The following is a 16,684-nucleotide window of genomic DNA, read 5'->3' on the forward strand; positions in this document are numbered from 1 at the left end:
GGCGGCTCGGAGTTCTCGTCTCTTCGCAGATTGCGGCGGATAAACAGGAAAACCGCCGAGAAGTCAAGCGAAGCGCCGATTTTCCGGGCGCTTGCCCATGCGCAGCGATCCGCGGGCTGCCTATTGTCGTAGAACCGGCAAAACCACATATGGGTAAGCCATGAACAGACGCAGCTTTCTCAAATGGTCAGGCTTCGGTGTAGTTGCCGCCGCAATCGGAGGTCTCGGCATGCGCGAAGCGCAGGCGGGCAATCGCTATTACTCGGGTCCGATTTCGGACCATTTCGACGGGAAGGTGTTCTTCAACCCGGGCGGCGAAGAGCCCCGCGGCTTCACCGATCTCCTGCGCTGGCAGTTCGGCGGCGGCAAGATCGATTGGCCCAAGGCCGTGGCTGCGGCCGATTTTGTCACGACCAGGCCGGAGCCGCGCGTCGAAGGGAGCCGACTGGTCGTCACCATGGTCGGCCATGCGACGCTTCTCATCCAGACGGCGGGGCTCAACATCCTGACCGACCCGGTCTGGTCGGAACGGGCAAGCCCCGTCTCCTTCGCCGGGCCGAAGCGCAACAATCCACCGGGTGTCGCTTTCGACGATCTGCCGAAGATCGACATCGTGATCGTCACGCACAATCACTACGACCATCTGGACATCGCGACCCTGAAGCGGCTGATCGAGCGCGACAGTCCGCGCCTCGTCACGCCGCTCGGCAACGACACGATCATTCGCAGCGACGTGCCTCGGTTGCAAGCTGATGTCATGGACTGGGGTGACCGGCTCGAGATCGGCAACGACGTCATCATCCATTGCGAGCCCTGCCACCACTGGTCGGCGCGCGGCATGGGCGACCGGCGCATGGCGCTCTGGGCGGCCTTCGTTCTGGAGACACCGGGCGGCAAGATCTACCACATCGGTGACACCGGCTATGCCGAGGGCAAGCACTACCGGGAAATCAGGGCGAAGCATGGTGACATCAGGGTCGCGATCATGCCGATCGGTGCCTATGAGCCTCGCTGGTTCATGAAGGCGCAACATCAGAACCCGGAAGAGGCGATCGAAGGCTTCCGTTTGAGCGGTGCATCCTTCGGCATCGGCCACCATTTCGGCACCTTCCAGTTGACCAATGAAGGCATCGACGATCCGCCGAAGGCGCTTGTGACCGCCATGTCGGCAGCGGGTATCGGCAATGACCGTTTCAAGGGATTGCGGCCGGGCCAGCAGTTCGAGGTGCCGCGCGCCGGCGCCTGAATGTTACCTCCCGCGTTGACAGCGGGAACGCTTTTGACCACACTTCACGCATTCACCAGGGGTGTCCCGACAAGGGGCTGAGATATCGCTACGCCGAAATGGCAGCGCGGTGACCCGTTGAACCTGATCCAGTTCATACTGGCGTAGGGACGGTGCGAGCGCTGCTAAACGACGATTCGAAAACCCGAATCCCGTGGCGTCTTTCCATCATTCCGGCTGACATGACTGGGTCTCCAACCTGAACACTTGGAGCTCCACGATGAACATTGCCCCCAACTTCCCAAAGCCCGACGTCACCACCGGGCCGCTTCCCGCCTCGACCAAGATCTTCCTAGCAGGGGACATGCACCCGGATATCCGCGTGCCCCTGCGCCAGATCGCGCTGCACCCGACCTCCGGCGAACCGCCTGTGAATGTATATGACTCTTCAGGTCCCTATACCGACCCGCAGGCGACCATCGCCATCGATCAGGGGCTTGCCCGGCACCGGACAGCCTGGGTTAAGGCACGCGGCGATGTCGAGGCATATGACGGCCGCGCGGTCAAACCCGAGGACAATGGTTTTGTCTCTGCCGACAAGCTGACACCGGCGTTTCCCGTGAAACATCAACCGCTTCGTGCCACGGGCGGCAAGTCCGTGACGCAGCTTGCCTATGCCCGCGCCGGCATCATCACGCCAGAAATGGAATATGTGGCGATCCGCGAAAACCTTGGCCGCAAGGCCGCGAAAGAAGCGCTTGTCCGCGACGGCGAGAGTTTCGCTGCTTCGATCCCCGATCACGTGACGCCGGAATTCATCCGCCAGGAGATCGCCCAGGGACGGGCGATCATCCCGGCCAACATCAACCATCCGGAACTTGAGCCGATGATCATCGGCCGGAACTTCCTGGTGAAGATCAATGCCAATATCGGAAATTCCGCCGTCACCTCTTCCATGGCCGAGGAAGTCGAGAAGATGGTCTGGGCGATCCGCTGGGGCGCCGACACGGTCATGGACCTCTCGACCGGCCGCAACATTCACAACATCCGTGACTGGATCATCCGCAATTCGCCCGTGCCGATCGGCACCGTGCCGCTCTATCAGGCGCTGGAAAAGGTCGGCGGCATTGCCGAAGACCTGACCTGGGAAGTCTATCGCGACACGCTGATCGAGCAGGCCGAGCAGGGCGTCGACTACTTCACCATCCATGCTGGCGTGCGGCTGCATTACATTCCGCTGACCGTGAACCGCGTCACCGGCATCGTCTCGCGCGGTGGTTCGATCATGGCCAAGTGGTGTCTGCATCACCACAGGGAAAGCTTCCTCTACGAGCATTTCGAGGAAATCTGCGACATCTGCCGCGCCTACGATGTCTCCTTCTCGCTGGGCGATGGCTTGCGCCCCGGCTCGATTGCCGATGCCAATGATGCCGCCCAGTTTGCCGAACTGGAAACGCTGGGTGAGCTGACCAAGATTGCCTGGGAGAAGGATTGCCAGGTGATGATCGAGGGGCCCGGCCATGTTCCCATGCACAAGATCAAGGAGAACATGGACAAGCAGCTGAAGACCTGCGGCGAGGCCCCCTTCTATACGCTGGGGCCGCTGACGACGGATATCGCACCCGGTTACGATCACATCACCTCGGGGATTGGTGCCGCGATGATCGGCTGGTTCGGCACGGCCATGCTCTGCTATGTCACGCCGAAGGAGCATCTGGGTCTGCCCGACCGCGACGACGTGAAGACGGGCGTCATCACCTACAAGATCGCAGCCCATGCCGCCGATCTCGCCAAGGGTCATCCGGCAGCGCAGCTGCGCGACGATGCACTGAGCCGTGCCCGCTTCGAATTCCGCTGGGAAGACCAGTTCAACCTGTCGCTCGATCCCGAAACCGCCCGCGCCTTCCATGACGAAACCCTGCCGAAGGAGGCGCACAAGGTCGCGCATTTCTGCTCGATGTGCGGGCCGAAATTCTGCTCGATGCGCATCTCGCATGACATCCGCGCCGAGGCCCAGAAGGAGGGCCTGACCGCCATGGCGGAGAAATACCGCGCCGGCGGCGATCTCTACATGACGGCGGACGAGGTCGCAGCACTCGAAACGGGAGAGCGGTCATGACCGTTCTCGTGAAGGGCGCCGGTGTCGCGGGGCTCGCGACGGCGCTGGAACTGGCACGCAGGGGTATTCCTGTCGAGGTCGTGGAGCGCCGGGCCGATATCGGGCTTGGCGCCTCCCATTGGGCGGGTGGCATGCTCGCCCCCTATTGCGAGCGGGAGGCGGCGGAAGAGATCGTGCTGACATCAGGCCTTTCCGCTGCCGACTGGTGGGACGAGGCCGTGCCCGGTCTCGTCCGACGCCAGGGAACGCTTGTGCTGGCCAATCCCCGCGATCTTGCTGACCTCAAGCGCTTTGCGACCCGCACGCGCGGCCATCGCTGGCTGGGCGAGGAAGAGATCGCAGAGCTTGAGCCGGATCTCGCTGGGCGTTTCGGCAGCGGCCTCTTCTTTTCAGACGAGGCGCATCTTAATCCTCGCAAGGCTCTTCGGGGTCTTTATCAGGCGGCCCGGCAGCTGGGTGTCTCCTTCCGCTTCGGAGAGGAGGCCGGTGATGCGGGAGACTATGCGAGCGTCGTGGATTGCCGGGGACCACAGGCGATCGGCAAGATCGAAGGGCTGCGCGGCGTGCGCGGCGAGATGCTTTATCTGGAAACGGCTGAAGTGAGCCTCTCCCGTCCCGTACGCCTCCTGCATCCCCGCCACCCGCTCTACATCGTGCCGCGCGGCAACGGGCTGTTCATGCTGGGCGCGACCATGATCGAGACTGAGGATGACGGGCCGATCACGGCGCGTTCGATGATGGAGCTGCTCAACACCGCCTATGCGCTGCACCCCGCATTTGCCGAGGCACGCATCGTAGAAACCGGCACCGGCATCCGGCCGGCTTTCCCGGACAATGTGCCCCGCCTCATCGAAACCTCCGAAGGCCTGGCCGTGGCCGGAATGCACCGCCATGGCTTTCTGCTGGCGCCAGCCCTGGCGCATGAGGCGGCGGAGAGGCTGACGAACACAATCGCATCTGAGAGAAGGAGGACCACATGAAGCTCACCGTCAACGGAGAAGCGCTGGAGATCGATGCGGGCAACCTCGCCGAGCTGCTCGCAAAGCTCGACTATGAGGGCGACTGGCTGGCCACCGCCGTCAATGGCGACCTGGTTCACCGCGAGGAGCGCGCCGCCCATCCTTTGAAGGAGGGCGACCGGATCGAGATCCTTTCGCCCATGCAGGGAGGCTGAGATGGACCTGGAACTCTACTGCAAGACAGTCTCCTCGCGCCTCCTGCTCGGCACGGCGCGCTACCCCTCGCCCGCCATCCTGGCAGAGGCCGTACGGCGATCGAAGACTGAGATCGTCACGGTGTCGCTGCGCCGGGAAACAGCAGGCGGCAAGGCGGGTGGCGCCTTCTTCCAGCTGATCCGCGATCTCGGCGTGCATGTCCTGCCCAACACCGCCGGCTGCCACAGCGCCCGCGAAGCCGTGCTGACGGCAAAGATGGCGCGCGAGGTCTTCGGCACCACGTGGATCAAGCTCGAGGTCATCGGCCATCACGACACACTGCAGCCGGATGTTTTCGAACTTGTGGAAGCGGCGAAGATCCTCGGTTCCGAGGGCTTCGAGGTCTTCCCCTACACCACGGATGATCTGGTGGTCGGGGAAAAGCTGCTCGCCGCCGGATGCCAGGTGCTGATGCCCTGGTGTGCCCCGATCGGCAGCGCCATGGGGCCGCAGAATCTGCCGGCACTCAAATCCATGCGGGCAGAATTCCCGGATGTGCCGCTGATCGTTGACGCCGGCATCGGGCGCCCGTCCCATTCCACAGCGGTGATGGAACTCGGCTATGATGCCGTGCTGCTCAACACCGCCGTCGCCAGTGCCGGTGATCCGGCTGCCATGGCAGAGGCCTTTGCCAAGGCGATCGAGGCAGGACATGCCGCGTATCACGCCGGGATGCTGGAGCCGCGCGACATGGCCGTGCCATCCACCCCCGTCATCGGCAAAGGGGTCTTCGCATGAAGCTCGATCCCTTCTACCTCATCGTCGACAGTGCCGACTGGATCGAGCGGCTTGTGCCGCTGGGGGTCAAGCTGGTGCAGCTGCGGATGAAGGAAGCTGAGGAAAGCGTGCTTCGCCAGCACATCCGCCGCGCCAAGCAATGCTGTGCCGATCATGGCTGCCAGCTCATCGTCAACGACTTCTGGCAGATCGCCATCGACGAGGCCTGCGACTTCGTGCATCTCGGCCAGGAGGATCTGGCAACGGCAGACCTCGCGGCGATCCGCAGCGCGGGCCCGAAACTTGGCCTCTCGACCCATGACGAGGCGGAACTCGAAACGGCGCTCGCCGCCGAGCCTGACTATGTCGCCCTCGGCCCTGTCTATCCGACGATCCTGAAGAAGATGCCCTGGGCGCCGCAGGGCCTGGAACGGCTGACGGTGTGGAAGGAAAAGATCGCCCCCCTGCCCCTGATTGCGATTGGCGGGCTTCGCCCCGACCGTCTACCTGGCGTCTTCGCAGCAGGTGCTGACAGTGCGGCCGTGGTCACCGACATCACGCTCAATGTCGATCCGGAGGCGCGAACCCGGGAATGGCTTGATGTGACCGAGCGCTGGCGTTGACCATGCATGCGCGGTTTTGGTCGCTCCACTGGTAATTCGGCTGCATTTCCGCCATATAGGCTGAAAATGCAGCTTTCTGGAGTGACGATGTCGGATCGGGTCGAATTCGCTAGGATGAACGGGCTTGGCAACAAGATCCTGGTCGTCGACATGCGCGGTCGCACCGACCGGGTGACGCCGGCTGCCGCGATTGCGCTCGCCGCCGACCCGGCGACCGCCTTCGACCAGATCATGGCGATCCACGATCCGAAGCTCGACGGCACCGACGCCTATATCGACATCCTGAATTGCGACGGCTCGAAGGCCCAGGCCTGCGGCAACGGCACGCGCTGTGTGGTCCAGGCGCTTGCCAGCGAAACCGGCAGCAAGAGCTTCACCTTCCAGACCATTGCCGGCATCCTGAATGCCGTCGAGCATCAGGACGGCACGATCTCCGTCGACATGGGCAAGCCGGTCTTTGCCTGGGACAAGATCCCGCTGTCTGAAGAATTCCATGACACCAGCCGCATCGAGCTGCAGATCGGCCCGATCGACGCACCGATCCTGCATTCACCCTCGGCCATGTCGATGGGCAATCCGCATGCCGTCTTCTGGGTCGATCGGGATCCGATGACCTATGACCTGGAACGCTTCGGGCCTCTCCTGGAAAACCATCCGATCTTCCCGGAGAAGGCCAATATCACGCTGGCCCAGATTACTTCGAAGACATCAATGGTGACGCGCACCTGGGAACGCGGCGCCGGCCTGACGCTCGCCTGCGGCTCTGCCGCCTGTGCTGCTGGCGTGTCTGCAGCGCGCACCGGTCGCACCGAACGCAAGGTGACGATCACGGTGGCCTCGAGCCCCAATCGCGGCACGCTGACCATCGACTGGCGCCCAGACGACAAGGTCGTCATGACTGGTCCCGCCGAATGGGAATGGTCGGGCATGGTTGATCCGGCAACCGGGGACTGGGAACGTGACGAGAGCGGGCAGGCAGAGGCCGCGACCCCGTGATCTCTGAACAGAAAGGTGCCGTCGAGGTTATCACCTTCGGCTGTCGCCTCAACACTTACGAATCCGAAGTCATGAAGGCTGAAGCCGCCAAGGCCGGCCTCGACAATGCCATCCTCGTAAACACCTGTGCGGTCACCTCGGAAGCCGTGCGTCAGGCCCGCCAGGCGATCCGCCGGGCGCGGCGGGAAAACCCGCATGCCCGCATCATCGTCACCGGCTGTGCTGCCCAGACCGAAGCGCAAAACTTCGCTGATATGCCCGAGGTCGACGCCGTCCTCGGCAACGAGGAAAAGCTCAAGGCCGAGCATTATCGCCGCCTGCCGGATTTCGGCGTCTCCGCGGAGGAGAAAGTCGCCGTCAACGACATCATGAGCGTGACCGAGACGGCACCGCAGATGGTGGCGCATATCGACGGCCATGTGCGCGGCTTCCTGCAGGTGCAGAATGGCTGCGATCACCGCTGCACCTTCTGCATCATTCCCTACGGCCGCGGCAATTCGCGCTCCGTGCCGATGGGCGCCGTCGTCGAGCAGGCGCGCAAGCTCGTCGAGAACGGCTATCGCGAGGTGGTGCTGACGGGGGTGGACGCGACGAGTTACGGCGCAGACCTGCCCGGCAAACCGACGTTGGGACTTCTCGCGAAGACGCTTCTGAAACAGGTGCCGGAGATCCTGCGCCTGCGCCTCTCTTCGATCGACAGCATCGAGGCGGACAGCCACCTCTTCGACCTGATTGCAGACGAGCCGCGTTTCATGCCGCATCTGCATCTGTCGCTGCAGCATGGCGACGACATGATCCTGAAGCGCATGAAGCGCCGGCATTCCCGCGCCGATGCGATTGCCTTTGCCGAACAGGTCCGGCGCCTGCGCCCCGGCTTTGCCTTCGGCGCCGACATGATCGCCGGTTTCCCGACGGAGACCGAGGAGATGGCGGCAAACTCGGCGCGCCTCGCCGAGGAAATCGGCATCGCGCACCTGCACGTCTTCCCCTACAGCCCCCGCCCCGGCACGCCGGCAGCCCGGATGCCGCAGCTTGATCGGGCAGTCGTCAAGGCACGCGCGGCGGAACTTCGAACCGTTGCCGATCGATTGCAGGCTATGCACCTCGCATCGCGCGTTGGCACTCGCCAGAAGCTGCTGGTGGAGCGCAACGAAATGGCGCATACGGAAGACTTCACCCTCGCGGCAGCGCCCGGCATGAAACCCGGCAGCCTCATCGAGGTCTTGATCGGCGGCCATAACGGTCGCCATCTGACGATTGCATCGGCAGCGACAAACGCGGCTGCCTGACAGACGGAATAGAGTGACCATGGCCCTCGGCTTCATCAAGAAAGTCTTCACCTTCGGCAAGGAGAAGCCCGCAGAAGCGCCCGGTGCGCCGGCGGAGCTGACGGCCGAGGAAAAGGCTGCGATCTCGGCCGAAAGCGAGCCGAAGGGTCGCGACGAAGATTTGCCCGTCGCCGAGGACCCGGTTCTCGCCGAGGAAATGGAAACGGCAGGCGGACCGTCTGATGATCTGTCATCCGAAGATCTTTCGATGGTGCCGCTCGAATTGCTCGAGGCGGAAGCCCAGGAAGAGGCTGAAGACACCTCGGTTGAGGAAGTCCCGGCGAGTGAAGCGGCACCAGAGGAAGAGCCAGCGGCCGTCACCGCGTCCGCAACCGAACCTGTCGTCCCCGTATTGCCCAAGGGCTTCGCCACCGCTGAGGCGCGCGCTCCAGAGCCCGAGGCCCCTGCCCCGACGGAAAAACTGAGCTGGTTCCAGCGCCTAAAGGCGGGGCTCTTCCGCACCTCCTCGCAGCTGACGGGCCAGATCTCCGCCCTTTTCACCAAGCGCAAGCTGGATGACGAAACGCTGGAGGAACTGGAAGACCTACTGATCCAGGCCGACCTCGGCGTAGAAACGGCGCTGCGCGTCACCGACACGCTGGCCTCCGAGCGCTACGGCAAGGATGTGACCGGCGAGGACGTGACCAAGATCATGGCGACCGAGATCGTCAAGGTGCTGAAGCCAGTGGCCAAGCCGCTCGCACTCGATCTCAGCCACAAGCCGCATGTCATCCTTGTCGTCGGTGTGAACGGCACCGGCAAGACGACGACCATCGGCAAGCTCGCCGCCAAACTTTCGGGCTCAGGGCTGAAGGTGATGCTCGCCGCCGGCGATACCTTCCGTGCAGCCGCCATCGAACAGCTGAAGATCTGGGCGGATCGCACCGGCTCGACCTTCATCGGCACCAAGCTCGGCGCCGACGCGGCCGGCCTCGCATACGAAGCCTTCGAGCGCGCCAAGGCGGAGAAATCCGACGTTCTGATCATCGACACCGCCGGGCGCCTGCAGAACAAGGCGGAGCTGATGGCGGAACTCGAAAAGATCGTCCGCGTTCTCGGCAAGCTCGATCCGGATGCGCCGCATACCGTGCTGCAGACGCTCGATGCGACGACGGGCCAAAACGCCCTGCAGCAGGTCGAGATCTTCCGGAACGTCGCGGGCGTCAACGGCCTGATCATGACCAAACTCGACGGCACGGCGCGCGGCGGCATTCTGGTTGCCATCGCCGCCAAACACAAGCTGCCCGTTTATTTCATCGGCGTCGGCGAAGGCATCGACGACCTCGAACCTTTCGAGGCGGAAGACTTCGCCAGCGCCATTGCCGGCATCGCGCGCTGAGCGCCGGAAACATTAGGGAACGACATCATGTCGGACACATCCACCGATACCCACGCGTCCAAGGCTGAAAAGCAGAATCCTCTGCTGAAGATGGCGCTCGAACTCGGACCGTTGTTGATCTTCTTCTTCGGCAACCTGCGCGGCGAGTGGCTGGCCAAGACCTTTCCGGAGCTGACCGCGATCGGCGGACCGCTTTTGATCGCGACCGCCCTTTTCATGGTCGCAACGGTCATCTCGCTGATCATTTCGAAGATCGTCTTCAAGCACCTGCCGGTCATGCCTTTCGTGTCTGGCATCGTGGTTCTGGTCTTCGGCGGGTTGTCGATCTGGCTGCAGGACGAGACCTTCATCAAGATGAAGCCGACGATCGTCAACACGCTCTTCGGCGTGGTTCTGCTGGGTGGCCTCGCCTTCGGCACTTCGCTTTTGGGCTATGTCTTCAACGCCGCCTTCCAGCTCGACGCGGAAGGCTGGAAGAAGCTGACGCTCCGCTGGGGCATCTTCTTCCTCTTCCTCGCGGTGCTGAACGAGGTCGTCTGGCGCAATTTCTCCGATGACGTCTGGGTGAGCTTCAAGGTCTGGGGCACGATGCCGATCACCATCCTCTTCACGCTGGCCCAGATGCCGCTGATCATGAAGCATTCGCTGGAAGACAAGGAAGAGCAATGACCGAGACGACCAGCCAGAGCGGCGAGCATTCAACGACGCGTTTCTGGCTGGCGGTGACATTCGTCATCATCCTGGTCCAGATCGTCTCCCAGTATCTGATGGGCCGCATCTGGATCTGTGAATGCGGCTACGTGAAGCTCTTTGAAGCGGGCGTGAACACGCCCGGCAATTCCCAGCACATCTTCGACTGGTACACGCCCTCTCACATCATCCATGGCTTTCTCTTCTATGGCCTCGGCTGGCTGGTGCTGCGCAGGAAGCCGCTGACGGCAAAGCTTGCGCTCGCAGCCCTCATCGAAGCGGGCTGGGAAATCCTGGAAAACTCCCCCATCGTCATCGACCGCTACCGGACGGCCACCATGGCGGTCGGCTATAGCGGCGACAGCATCCTCAATTCCGGGATGGACATGGTCTCGATGATTGCGGGCTTCTTCTTCGCAGCCCGCATGCCCGTCTGGCTCACTGTCGTAATTGCGATCGCGTTCGAGATCGTGACGGCCCTCATCATCCGGGACAATTTGACGCTCAACGTCGTCATGCTCGTCTGGCCGATCGAGGCGGTGAAGACCTGGCAGGGAGCCCTCTGATCGAGAAGGCTCAGTTGGCGAGCGCTTTTTCGATCGCCGGCATCAGCTGGGCTTCAAAGCTCTCGGGGTCGAAGGGGCCGACCTTCTTGTAGAGGATCGTGCCGTCGGGGCCGACGAGATAGCTTTCCGGAATGCCGTAGACACCCCAGTCGATCGCAGCCTTGCCGTTCGGATCGACGCCGATCGCGGCGTAAGGATTGCCGAGTTCGCCGAGGAAGCGCAGCGCATTGTCGTTGCGGTCCTTGTAGTTGATCCCGACGACATTGACGCGCGGATCTTTGGAGAGCTCCAGCAGCATCGGATGCTCCTGCCGGCAGGGCACGCACCAGGAAGCAAACACATTGACCAGCGTCAGCTTGCCGGTGATCGCTGCGGTGGTCAGTGCCGGCCGCTCTGAGCCATCGAGTGCTGCGAGTTCAAGAGCAGGTGCCTTCGTGCCGAGGAGGGCCGAGGGAATTTCCGAGACGTCGCGGCCGGACTGGAGCTGCGTCATGAACACCGCGGCAAGCCCGGCAAACAGCACGAGCGGCAGGGCTGCGATCAGATAGCGTGCACGCCCCTTGGCCGCCGGCATGTCACGTTCGCCCTGCTGCGTCATGCCTTTGCATCCTGGGAGGGCGACGCCGATCGGCGGCGGACGCCCTGTGCTTCGAGCGTCTTCAACTCCGCCTGACGCGCTCGACCATCGAGATAGACCCAGGCGGACAAGCCAAGACAGATACCCGCCGTTAGCAGATAGGAACCGATGACATAAAAGGCGTGGGTCATGCCTGATGCTCCCGGCCAGCCTGACGAGCGGCCAGGCGGCGCTGTGCCCCGACGCGACGGCGCCAGATTTCGTTGCGCATCGCCATCATATGCAGCGTGAAGAAGAGGAGAGTGAAGGCCAGCGCCATGATGAGAAGCGGCCAGAGAAACTCCGGATGGATCGTCGGACCATCGAGCCGCATGACGCTGGCGGGCTGATGCAGCGTGTTCCACCAGTCGACCGAAAACTTGATGATCGGAATGTTGACGAAGCCGACCAGGATGAGAACGGCGCTGACGCGCGCCGCCTTGGAGGGATCATCCATGGAGCGGTTGAGCGCGATCAGGCCGAGATACATCAGAAACAGCACGAAGACCGAGGTGAGGCGAGCATCCCAGACCCACCAGGTGCCCCACATCGGCTTGCCCCAGAGCGAACCGGTGACCAACGCAATCAGGGTGAAGGCCGCGCCGAGCGGGGCGGCAGCCTTGTGGCTGACATCGGCCAGCGGATGACGCCAGACCAGCGTGCCGATCGCCGAGAGCGCCATCACGGAGTAACACATCATCGAGAGCCAGGCGGCCGGCACATGCACATACATGATGCGCACGGTGTCGCCCTGCTGGTAATCCATTTCGGAGGTGAAGCCGAGATAGAGGCCTACCACGAAAAGCAGGAGGGTCAGCCCGACGAACCACGGCAGGGCCCGCTCGACAAAAGCGAGGAATCGCGTCGGGTTGGCGAGGTCGATGATCTTGGTCACGGCAAGGCTGTTGTCGGTCATAGCACGTTCTAGCCTGTCTCAAGCGGCCCTGCAATTGATCCTGGTCAAGCCGAAATGTCTCAGTCGGCCGAACTGCGAAGCGCTGCAGCCGCGCCCACCGGTCCGATCACGGCAAAGAGAAGGGTGATCGCCGTCAGGAAGAGGAAAGGCGGCAGGAAGGGCGCCGGATCCTCGACCGCCGCATAGGAAGCGCTGACACCGAAGATCAGCACGGGGACGGCAAGCGGCAGAACGAGGATAGACACCAGCAGACCGCCGCGCGGCAGTGCCACGGCAACCGCGGCACCGGCCGCACCGATGAAGGTGATCGCCGGCGAACCGACCAGGAGCGTCAGCATCACGGCACCGATCGCGACCTCGTCCATATTCATGAAGAGCCCGAGCAGCGGTGAGGCAATCACGAGCGGCAGGCCGGTCGCCACCCAATGCGCCAGGCATTTGACGAGCACCGTCAGCACGAGCGGCGTTTCCTGCATCAGCAGGATGTCGAGCGAACCATCGTCGCGTTCCGCCTGGAACAGGCGATCGAGCCCGAGCAAAGCTGAGAGCAGGGCCCCGATCCAGACGATGGCAGGTCCGATCCGCGAAAGAAGATTGAGATCGGGGCCGACGCCGAAGGGAATGACGGCGACCACTGTGGTGAAGAAGAGCACGCCGATCAGCGCGCCGCCACCGGCGCGGACAGAGAGCTTCAGGTCCCGGAGAAACAACGCCATCATGCGGAATACTCCAGATCGACACCCTCGAAGCCCAGCATCTCCAGCGTCTGGGCGCCCTCCATCCCGAGCGGCTGATGGGTTGCGGCCAGAGCGATGCCTCCCGACTGTCGGTGCCGACGCACGAGGTCTTCGAACATCGCGTCCGCCTTGCGGTCGAGGGCGGCCGTCGGTTCGTCGAGAATCCAGATCGGACGGTAAGCGACGAGGAGCCGCGCCATGGCGAACCGCCGCTGCTGTCCCGCAGAAAGATAACCATAGGGCAGGTGGGTGATCCCCGAGAGCCCCACTTCGGCGGCGGCCTCCTCGACGCTCGCACCGATCCCGCCTATGGCATCTCCGAGGAAGGACTTCCAGAAGGCAAGGTTTTCCGCAACGGTCAATTCGCGCTTCATGCCATTGCGATGACCGAGGTAGTGGCTGAATTCCCCCGCCGGACGCGGCTCATCGACGGCATCGGACACGCAGATCGCCTGCCCCGATTCCGGGCGAAGCAAACCGGCGACGACGCGCAGAAGCGTCGATTTTCCAGAGCCGTTTCGGCCTGTCAGAACCAGCGCCTCTCCGGCATTCAACCTAAAGGAAACATTAACGAAAATCAGATCCTCGCCACGACGCGCTGAGAGATTTTCGGCTTCAAGCCTGATCATGGTCGCCTTCTGGCAGGATGAGGCCTGCCTCATAAAAAAATCCGATTTCGCCCTTCGTCGGTCTGGCGCCTTTCTTAGAAATTATCTATAAGACCTGCAACCACGCCAGCGGCCGGCGTGAAGTTCATCCTTGTGCCGAACTTGAACATCGCAAGCAGCGGTTTTCACGTGCGGACAGCGGAAATGGTCGTACCCGCATCCTGATGTGCATGAAGTGCATAGGCGTCCGCACGAATGTGTTGGCTATCAGTCTAAGCGGGGTTTCTATCCGTGGCTAAATCTCTCGACAGCTTCAATTGCCGGTCGGTCCTGACCGTCGACGGCAAGGACTATGTCTACTACAGCATTCCCAAGGCCGAAGCGAACGGTCTCGCCGGGGTTTCGAAGCTCCCCTATTCGATGAAGGTGCTTCTCGAAAATCTTCTGCGCAACGAAGACGGCCGTTCCGTCACCAAGGCCGATATCGAGGCCTGTGCCGCCTGGCTCGTCAACAAGGGCCTGACCGAAGCTGAAATCGCCTACCGCCCGGCCCGCGTGCTGATGCAGGACTTCACCGGCGTTCCCGCCGTCGTCGACCTCGCCGCCATGCGTGACGGCATCAAGAACCTCGGCGGCGATCCGGAAAAGATCAACCCGCTCGTTCCCGTCGACCTCGTCATCGACCACTCCGTCATCGTCGACGAATTCGGCACGCCCCAGGCCTTCGCCCGCAACGTCGAGCTGGAATACCAGCGCAACGGCGAGCGCTATCGCTTCCTGAAGTGGGGCCAGCAGGCATTCAAGAACTTCCGCGTCGTTCCTCCGGGCACCGGCATCTGTCACCAGGTGAACTTCGAATATCTCGGCCAGACCGTCTGGACGAAGGACGAGGACGGCGAGACCATCGCCTATCCCGACACCTGCGTCGGCACGGACAGCCACACCACGATGATCAACGGTCTCGGCGTTCTCGGCTGGGGTGTGGGCGGTATCGAAGCCGAAGCTGCCATGCTCGGCCAGCCCGTCTCCATGCTGCTGCCTGAAGTCATCGGCTTCAAGCTGACCGGCACGCTGAAGGAAGGCGTCACCGCGACCGACCTCGTTCTGACCGTCGTGCAGATGCTGCGCAAGAAGGGCGTTGTCTCGAAGTTCGTCGAATTCTACGGCTCTGGCCTCGACACGCTGCCGGTTGCCGACCGCGCAACCATCGGCAACATGGGTCCGGAATACGGCGCGACCTGCGGCTTCTTCCCGGTCGATTCGGCCACTGTCGGCTATCTCGACATGTCGGGCCGCACCAAGGACCGCATCGCACTCGTCGAAGCCTATTCGAAGGCTCAGGGCATGTGGCGTGACAATGACGGCTCGCAGCTCGTCTTCACCGACACGCTCGAACTCGACCTCGGCGACGTCGTGCCGTCCATGGCCGGCCCGAAGCGTCCGGAAGGCCGCCTGCCGCTGGAAACCATCGCACCGAACTTCGCGACCGCTCTCGAAGGCGACTACAAGAAGCCGGGCCAGCTGACCCAGCGTTGGGATGTCGAAGGCACCGACTACGATCTCGGCCATGGTGACGTGGCGATCGCCGCCATTACGTCTTGCACCAACACCTCGAACCCGAGCGTGCTGATTGCGGCCGGTCTGCTGGCTCGCAACGCCGTCGCCAAGGGCCTGAAGACCAAGCCTTGGGTGAAGACCTCGCTCGCACCTGGATCCCAGGTCGTGGGCGAATATCTCGAAAAGTCGGGCCTGCAGAAGGAGCTCGACGCGCTCGGCTTCAACCTCGTCGGCTTCGGCTGCACGACCTGCATCGGCAATTCCGGCCCGCTGCCGGGTCCGATCTCGAAGACCATCAACGACAAGGGCATCATCGCTGCCGGCGTTCTCTCGGGCAACCGTAACTTCGAAGGCCGTATCTCGCCGGACGTCCAGGCGAACTACCTCGCCTCCCCGCCGCTCGTCGTCGCCTACGCGCTCGCTGGCACGGTCCAGAAGGACCTGACCAAGGAGCCGATCGGTGAAGACCAGAACGGCAACCCGGTCTACCTGAAGGACATCTGGCCGACCTCTGCCGAAGTGCAGGAGTTCATCCAGAAATACGTCACCCGCGCCCTCTTCGAATCGAAGTATGCCGACGTCTTCAAGGGCGACGAAAACTGGCAGGCCGTCCAGGTTCCGGAAGGCCAGACCTATGCCTGGGACGACAAGTCGACCTATGTCCAGAACCCGCCTTACTTCGTGGGCATGGGCAAGACCGGCTCGGGCCTGAAGGACATCAAGGGCGCCCGCGTCCTCGGTCTCTTCGGCGACAAGATCACCACCGACCACATCTCTCCGGCCGGTTCGATCAAGGCAGCCTCGCCTGCCGGCGCTTACCTGACGGAGAACGGCGTCGCAGTCGCCGACTTCAACCAGTACGGCACGCGTCGTGGCAACCACGAAGTCATGATGCGCGGCACCTTCGCCAACATCCGCATCCGCAACCACATGCTCGGCCCGAACGGCAAGGAAGGTGGCTACACCATCCACTATCCGTCCAAGGAAGAGCTGTCGATTTACGATGCAGCCATGAAGTACAAGGAAGAGGGCGTTCCGCTCGTCATCTTCGCCGGCGTCGAATATGGCAACGGCTCGTCGCGTGACTGGGCTGCCAAGGGCACCAACCTGCTCGGCGTCAAGGCCGTGATCGCGCAGTCCTTCGAGCGTATCCACCGCTCGAATCTCGTCGGCATGGGCGTCGTGCCCTTCACCTTCGAAGACGGCACCACCTGGGCTTCGCTGAACCTGAAGGGCGACGAGATCGTGACGATCGAAGGCCTGGAAGGCGAGATCAAGCCGCGCGAGAAGAAGATCGCCAAGATCACCTACTCCGACGGCACGGTGAAGGACGTACCGCTGCTCTGCCGCATCGATACGCTCGACGAGGTCACCTACATGAACAACGGCGGCATCCTGCAGACCGTTCTGCGCGACCTCGCCGCCTGAGACTG

17 protein-coding genes and 1 riboswitch are annotated in these 16,684 nt (G+C 62.8%); of the genes, 12 read left to right on the forward strand and 5 right to left on the reverse strand.

Going from position 1 to position 16,684, the window contains the following annotated elements; all coding sequences use genetic code 11:
- Window positions 1-160 precede the first annotated feature (160 nt).
- The 11 genes from M1E12_RS18840 to M1E12_RS18890 all read left to right on the forward strand — a co-directional run bounded on the left by M1E12_RS18840 (window position 161) and on the right by M1E12_RS18890 (window position 10,817).
- Entirely contained in the window at window positions 161-1,246 is a 1,086-nt protein-coding gene (locus M1E12_RS18840) for an MBL fold metallo-hydrolase (RefSeq protein ID WP_479562895.1), read from the forward strand.
- A 47-nt stretch (window positions 1,247-1,293) separates the two neighbouring features.
- Window positions 1,294-1,414: riboswitch (TPP riboswitch) on the forward strand.
- A gap of 91 nt (window positions 1,415-1,505) precedes the next feature.
- Window positions 1,506-3,344 carry a phosphomethylpyrimidine synthase ThiC gene (thiC, locus tag M1E12_RS18845; RefSeq protein WP_479562896.1) on the forward strand — a complete coding sequence of 613 codons (1,839 nt, stop codon included), beginning with the start codon at window positions 1,506-1,508 and terminating at the stop codon, window positions 3,342-3,344.
- Entirely contained in the window at window positions 3,341-4,324 is a 984-nt protein-coding gene (gene thiO, locus M1E12_RS18850; RefSeq protein ID WP_479562897.1) for a glycine oxidase ThiO, read from the forward strand. The genes thiC and thiO overlap by 4 nt, the downstream gene beginning before the upstream one ends.
- Window positions 4,321-4,518: a sulfur carrier protein ThiS gene (gene thiS, locus M1E12_RS18855; protein WP_479562898.1), complete on the forward strand. Its 198-nt coding sequence runs from the start codon at window positions 4,321-4,323 to the stop codon at window positions 4,516-4,518. The genes thiO and thiS overlap by 4 nt, the downstream gene beginning before the upstream one ends.
- 1 nt (window position 4,519) lies before the next feature.
- Window positions 4,520-5,296, forward strand: a complete 777-nt coding sequence (locus M1E12_RS18860) for a thiazole synthase (protein ID WP_479562899.1) — start codon at window positions 4,520-4,522, stop codon at window positions 5,294-5,296.
- Entirely contained in the window at window positions 5,293-5,898 is a 606-nt protein-coding gene (locus M1E12_RS18865) for a thiamine phosphate synthase (protein ID WP_479562900.1), read from the forward strand. The genes M1E12_RS18860 and M1E12_RS18865 overlap by 4 nt, the downstream gene beginning before the upstream one ends.
- A gap of 87 nt (window positions 5,899-5,985) precedes the next feature.
- Window positions 5,986-6,894 carry a diaminopimelate epimerase gene (gene dapF / locus M1E12_RS18870; RefSeq protein ID WP_479562901.1) on the forward strand — a complete coding sequence of 303 codons (909 nt, stop codon included), beginning with the start codon at window positions 5,986-5,988 and terminating at the stop codon, window positions 6,892-6,894.
- Window positions 6,894-8,183 (forward strand): tRNA (N(6)-L-threonylcarbamoyladenosine(37)-C(2))-methylthiotransferase MtaB, encoded by a 1,290-nt coding sequence (gene mtaB, locus M1E12_RS18875; protein ID WP_479564919.1) that lies wholly within the window; start codon window positions 6,894-6,896, stop codon window positions 8,181-8,183. The genes dapF and mtaB overlap by 1 nt, the downstream gene beginning before the upstream one ends.
- A gap of 19 nt (window positions 8,184-8,202) precedes the next feature.
- Window positions 8,203-9,561, forward strand: a complete 1,359-nt coding sequence (gene ftsY, locus M1E12_RS18880) for a signal recognition particle-docking protein FtsY (protein WP_479564920.1) — start codon at window positions 8,203-8,205, stop codon at window positions 9,559-9,561.
- A gap of 27 nt (window positions 9,562-9,588) precedes the next feature.
- A complete protein-coding gene (locus tag M1E12_RS18885) occupies window positions 9,589-10,230 on the forward strand; it encodes a septation protein A (RefSeq protein WP_113459084.1) in 642 nt (213 codons plus the stop codon).
- Window positions 10,227-10,817 carry a DUF2585 domain-containing protein gene (locus tag M1E12_RS18890; RefSeq protein ID WP_479562902.1) on the forward strand — a complete coding sequence of 197 codons (591 nt, stop codon included), beginning with the start codon at window positions 10,227-10,229 and terminating at the stop codon, window positions 10,815-10,817. The genes M1E12_RS18885 and M1E12_RS18890 overlap by 4 nt, the downstream gene beginning before the upstream one ends.
- 10 nt (window positions 10,818-10,827) lie before the next feature.
- On the opposite strand, the gene M1E12_RS18895 is transcribed toward M1E12_RS18890, so the two are convergent.
- From M1E12_RS18895 to ccmA, 5 genes are read right to left on the reverse strand one after another with little or no spacing between them, the layout of a single operon-like run.
- Window positions 10,828-11,415 carry a DsbE family thiol:disulfide interchange protein gene (locus M1E12_RS18895; RefSeq protein WP_479562903.1) on the reverse strand — a complete coding sequence of 196 codons (588 nt, stop codon included), beginning with the start codon at window positions 11,413-11,415 and terminating at the stop codon, window positions 10,828-10,830.
- Complete coding sequence (gene ccmD / locus M1E12_RS18900; RefSeq protein WP_479562904.1) at window positions 11,412-11,585, reverse strand: heme exporter protein CcmD; 174 nt, start codon at window positions 11,583-11,585, stop codon at window positions 11,412-11,414. Before ccmD ends, M1E12_RS18895 begins: the two co-directional genes overlap by 4 nt.
- A complete protein-coding gene (locus M1E12_RS18905) occupies window positions 11,582-12,349 on the reverse strand; it encodes a heme ABC transporter permease (protein WP_479562905.1) in 768 nt (255 codons plus the stop codon). The genes ccmD and M1E12_RS18905 overlap by 4 nt, the downstream gene beginning before the upstream one ends.
- Before the next feature lie 59 nt (window positions 12,350-12,408).
- Window positions 12,409-13,068 (reverse strand): heme exporter protein CcmB, encoded by a 660-nt coding sequence (gene ccmB, locus M1E12_RS18910; protein ID WP_113377858.1) that lies wholly within the window; start codon window positions 13,066-13,068, stop codon window positions 12,409-12,411.
- A complete protein-coding gene (gene ccmA, locus M1E12_RS18915) occupies window positions 13,065-13,712 on the reverse strand; it encodes a heme ABC exporter ATP-binding protein CcmA (protein ID WP_479564921.1) in 648 nt (215 codons plus the stop codon). Before ccmA ends, ccmB begins: the two co-directional genes overlap by 4 nt.
- A gap of 273 nt (window positions 13,713-13,985) precedes the next feature.
- Here ccmA and acnA point away from each other — a divergent pair, with 273 nt between their 5' ends.
- Window positions 13,986-16,679, forward strand: coding sequence for an aconitate hydratase AcnA (gene acnA / locus M1E12_RS18920; protein WP_113459090.1), 2,694 nt, complete (start codon window positions 13,986-13,988; stop codon window positions 16,677-16,679).
- The last annotated feature ends 5 nt before the right edge of the window (window positions 16,680-16,684 follow it).

This window comes from Rhizobium sp. K33 (assembly GCF_056501445.1).

Excerpts from the sequence above, each read along its gene's own strand:
- M1E12_RS18885 (WP_113459084.1), top strand. The coding sequence starts at position 9,589 with ATGTCGGACACATCCACCGATACCCACGCGTCCAAGGCTGAAAAGCAG.
- M1E12_RS18895 (WP_479562903.1), bottom strand. The coding sequence starts at position 11,415 with ATGACGCAGCAGGGCGAACGTGACATGCCGGCGGCCAAGGGGCGTGCA.
- ftsY (WP_479564920.1), top strand. The coding sequence starts at position 8,203 with ATGGCCCTCGGCTTCATCAAGAAAGTCTTCACCTTCGGCAAGGAGAAG.
- thiC (WP_479562896.1), top strand. The coding sequence starts at position 1,506 with ATGAACATTGCCCCCAACTTCCCAAAGCCCGACGTCACCACCGGGCCG.
- thiO (WP_479562897.1), top strand. The coding sequence starts at position 3,341 with ATGACCGTTCTCGTGAAGGGCGCCGGTGTCGCGGGGCTCGCGACGGCG.
- ccmB (WP_113377858.1), bottom strand. The coding sequence starts at position 13,068 with ATGATGGCGTTGTTTCTCCGGGACCTGAAGCTCTCTGTCCGCGCCGGT.
- M1E12_RS18905 (WP_479562905.1), bottom strand. The coding sequence starts at position 12,349 with ATGACCGACAACAGCCTTGCCGTGACCAAGATCATCGACCTCGCCAAC.
- M1E12_RS18860 (WP_479562899.1), top strand. The coding sequence starts at position 4,520 with ATGGACCTGGAACTCTACTGCAAGACAGTCTCCTCGCGCCTCCTGCTC.
- M1E12_RS18840 (WP_479562895.1), top strand. The coding sequence starts at position 161 with ATGAACAGACGCAGCTTTCTCAAATGGTCAGGCTTCGGTGTAGTTGCC.
- thiS (WP_479562898.1), top strand. The coding sequence starts at position 4,321 with ATGAAGCTCACCGTCAACGGAGAAGCGCTGGAGATCGATGCGGGCAAC.
- M1E12_RS18865 (WP_479562900.1), top strand. The coding sequence starts at position 5,293 with ATGAAGCTCGATCCCTTCTACCTCATCGTCGACAGTGCCGACTGGATC.
- ccmD (WP_479562904.1), bottom strand. The coding sequence starts at position 11,585 with ATGACCCACGCCTTTTATGTCATCGGTTCCTATCTGCTAACGGCGGGT.
- dapF (WP_479562901.1), top strand. The coding sequence starts at position 5,986 with ATGTCGGATCGGGTCGAATTCGCTAGGATGAACGGGCTTGGCAACAAG.
- M1E12_RS18890 (WP_479562902.1), top strand. The coding sequence starts at position 10,227 with ATGACCGAGACGACCAGCCAGAGCGGCGAGCATTCAACGACGCGTTTC.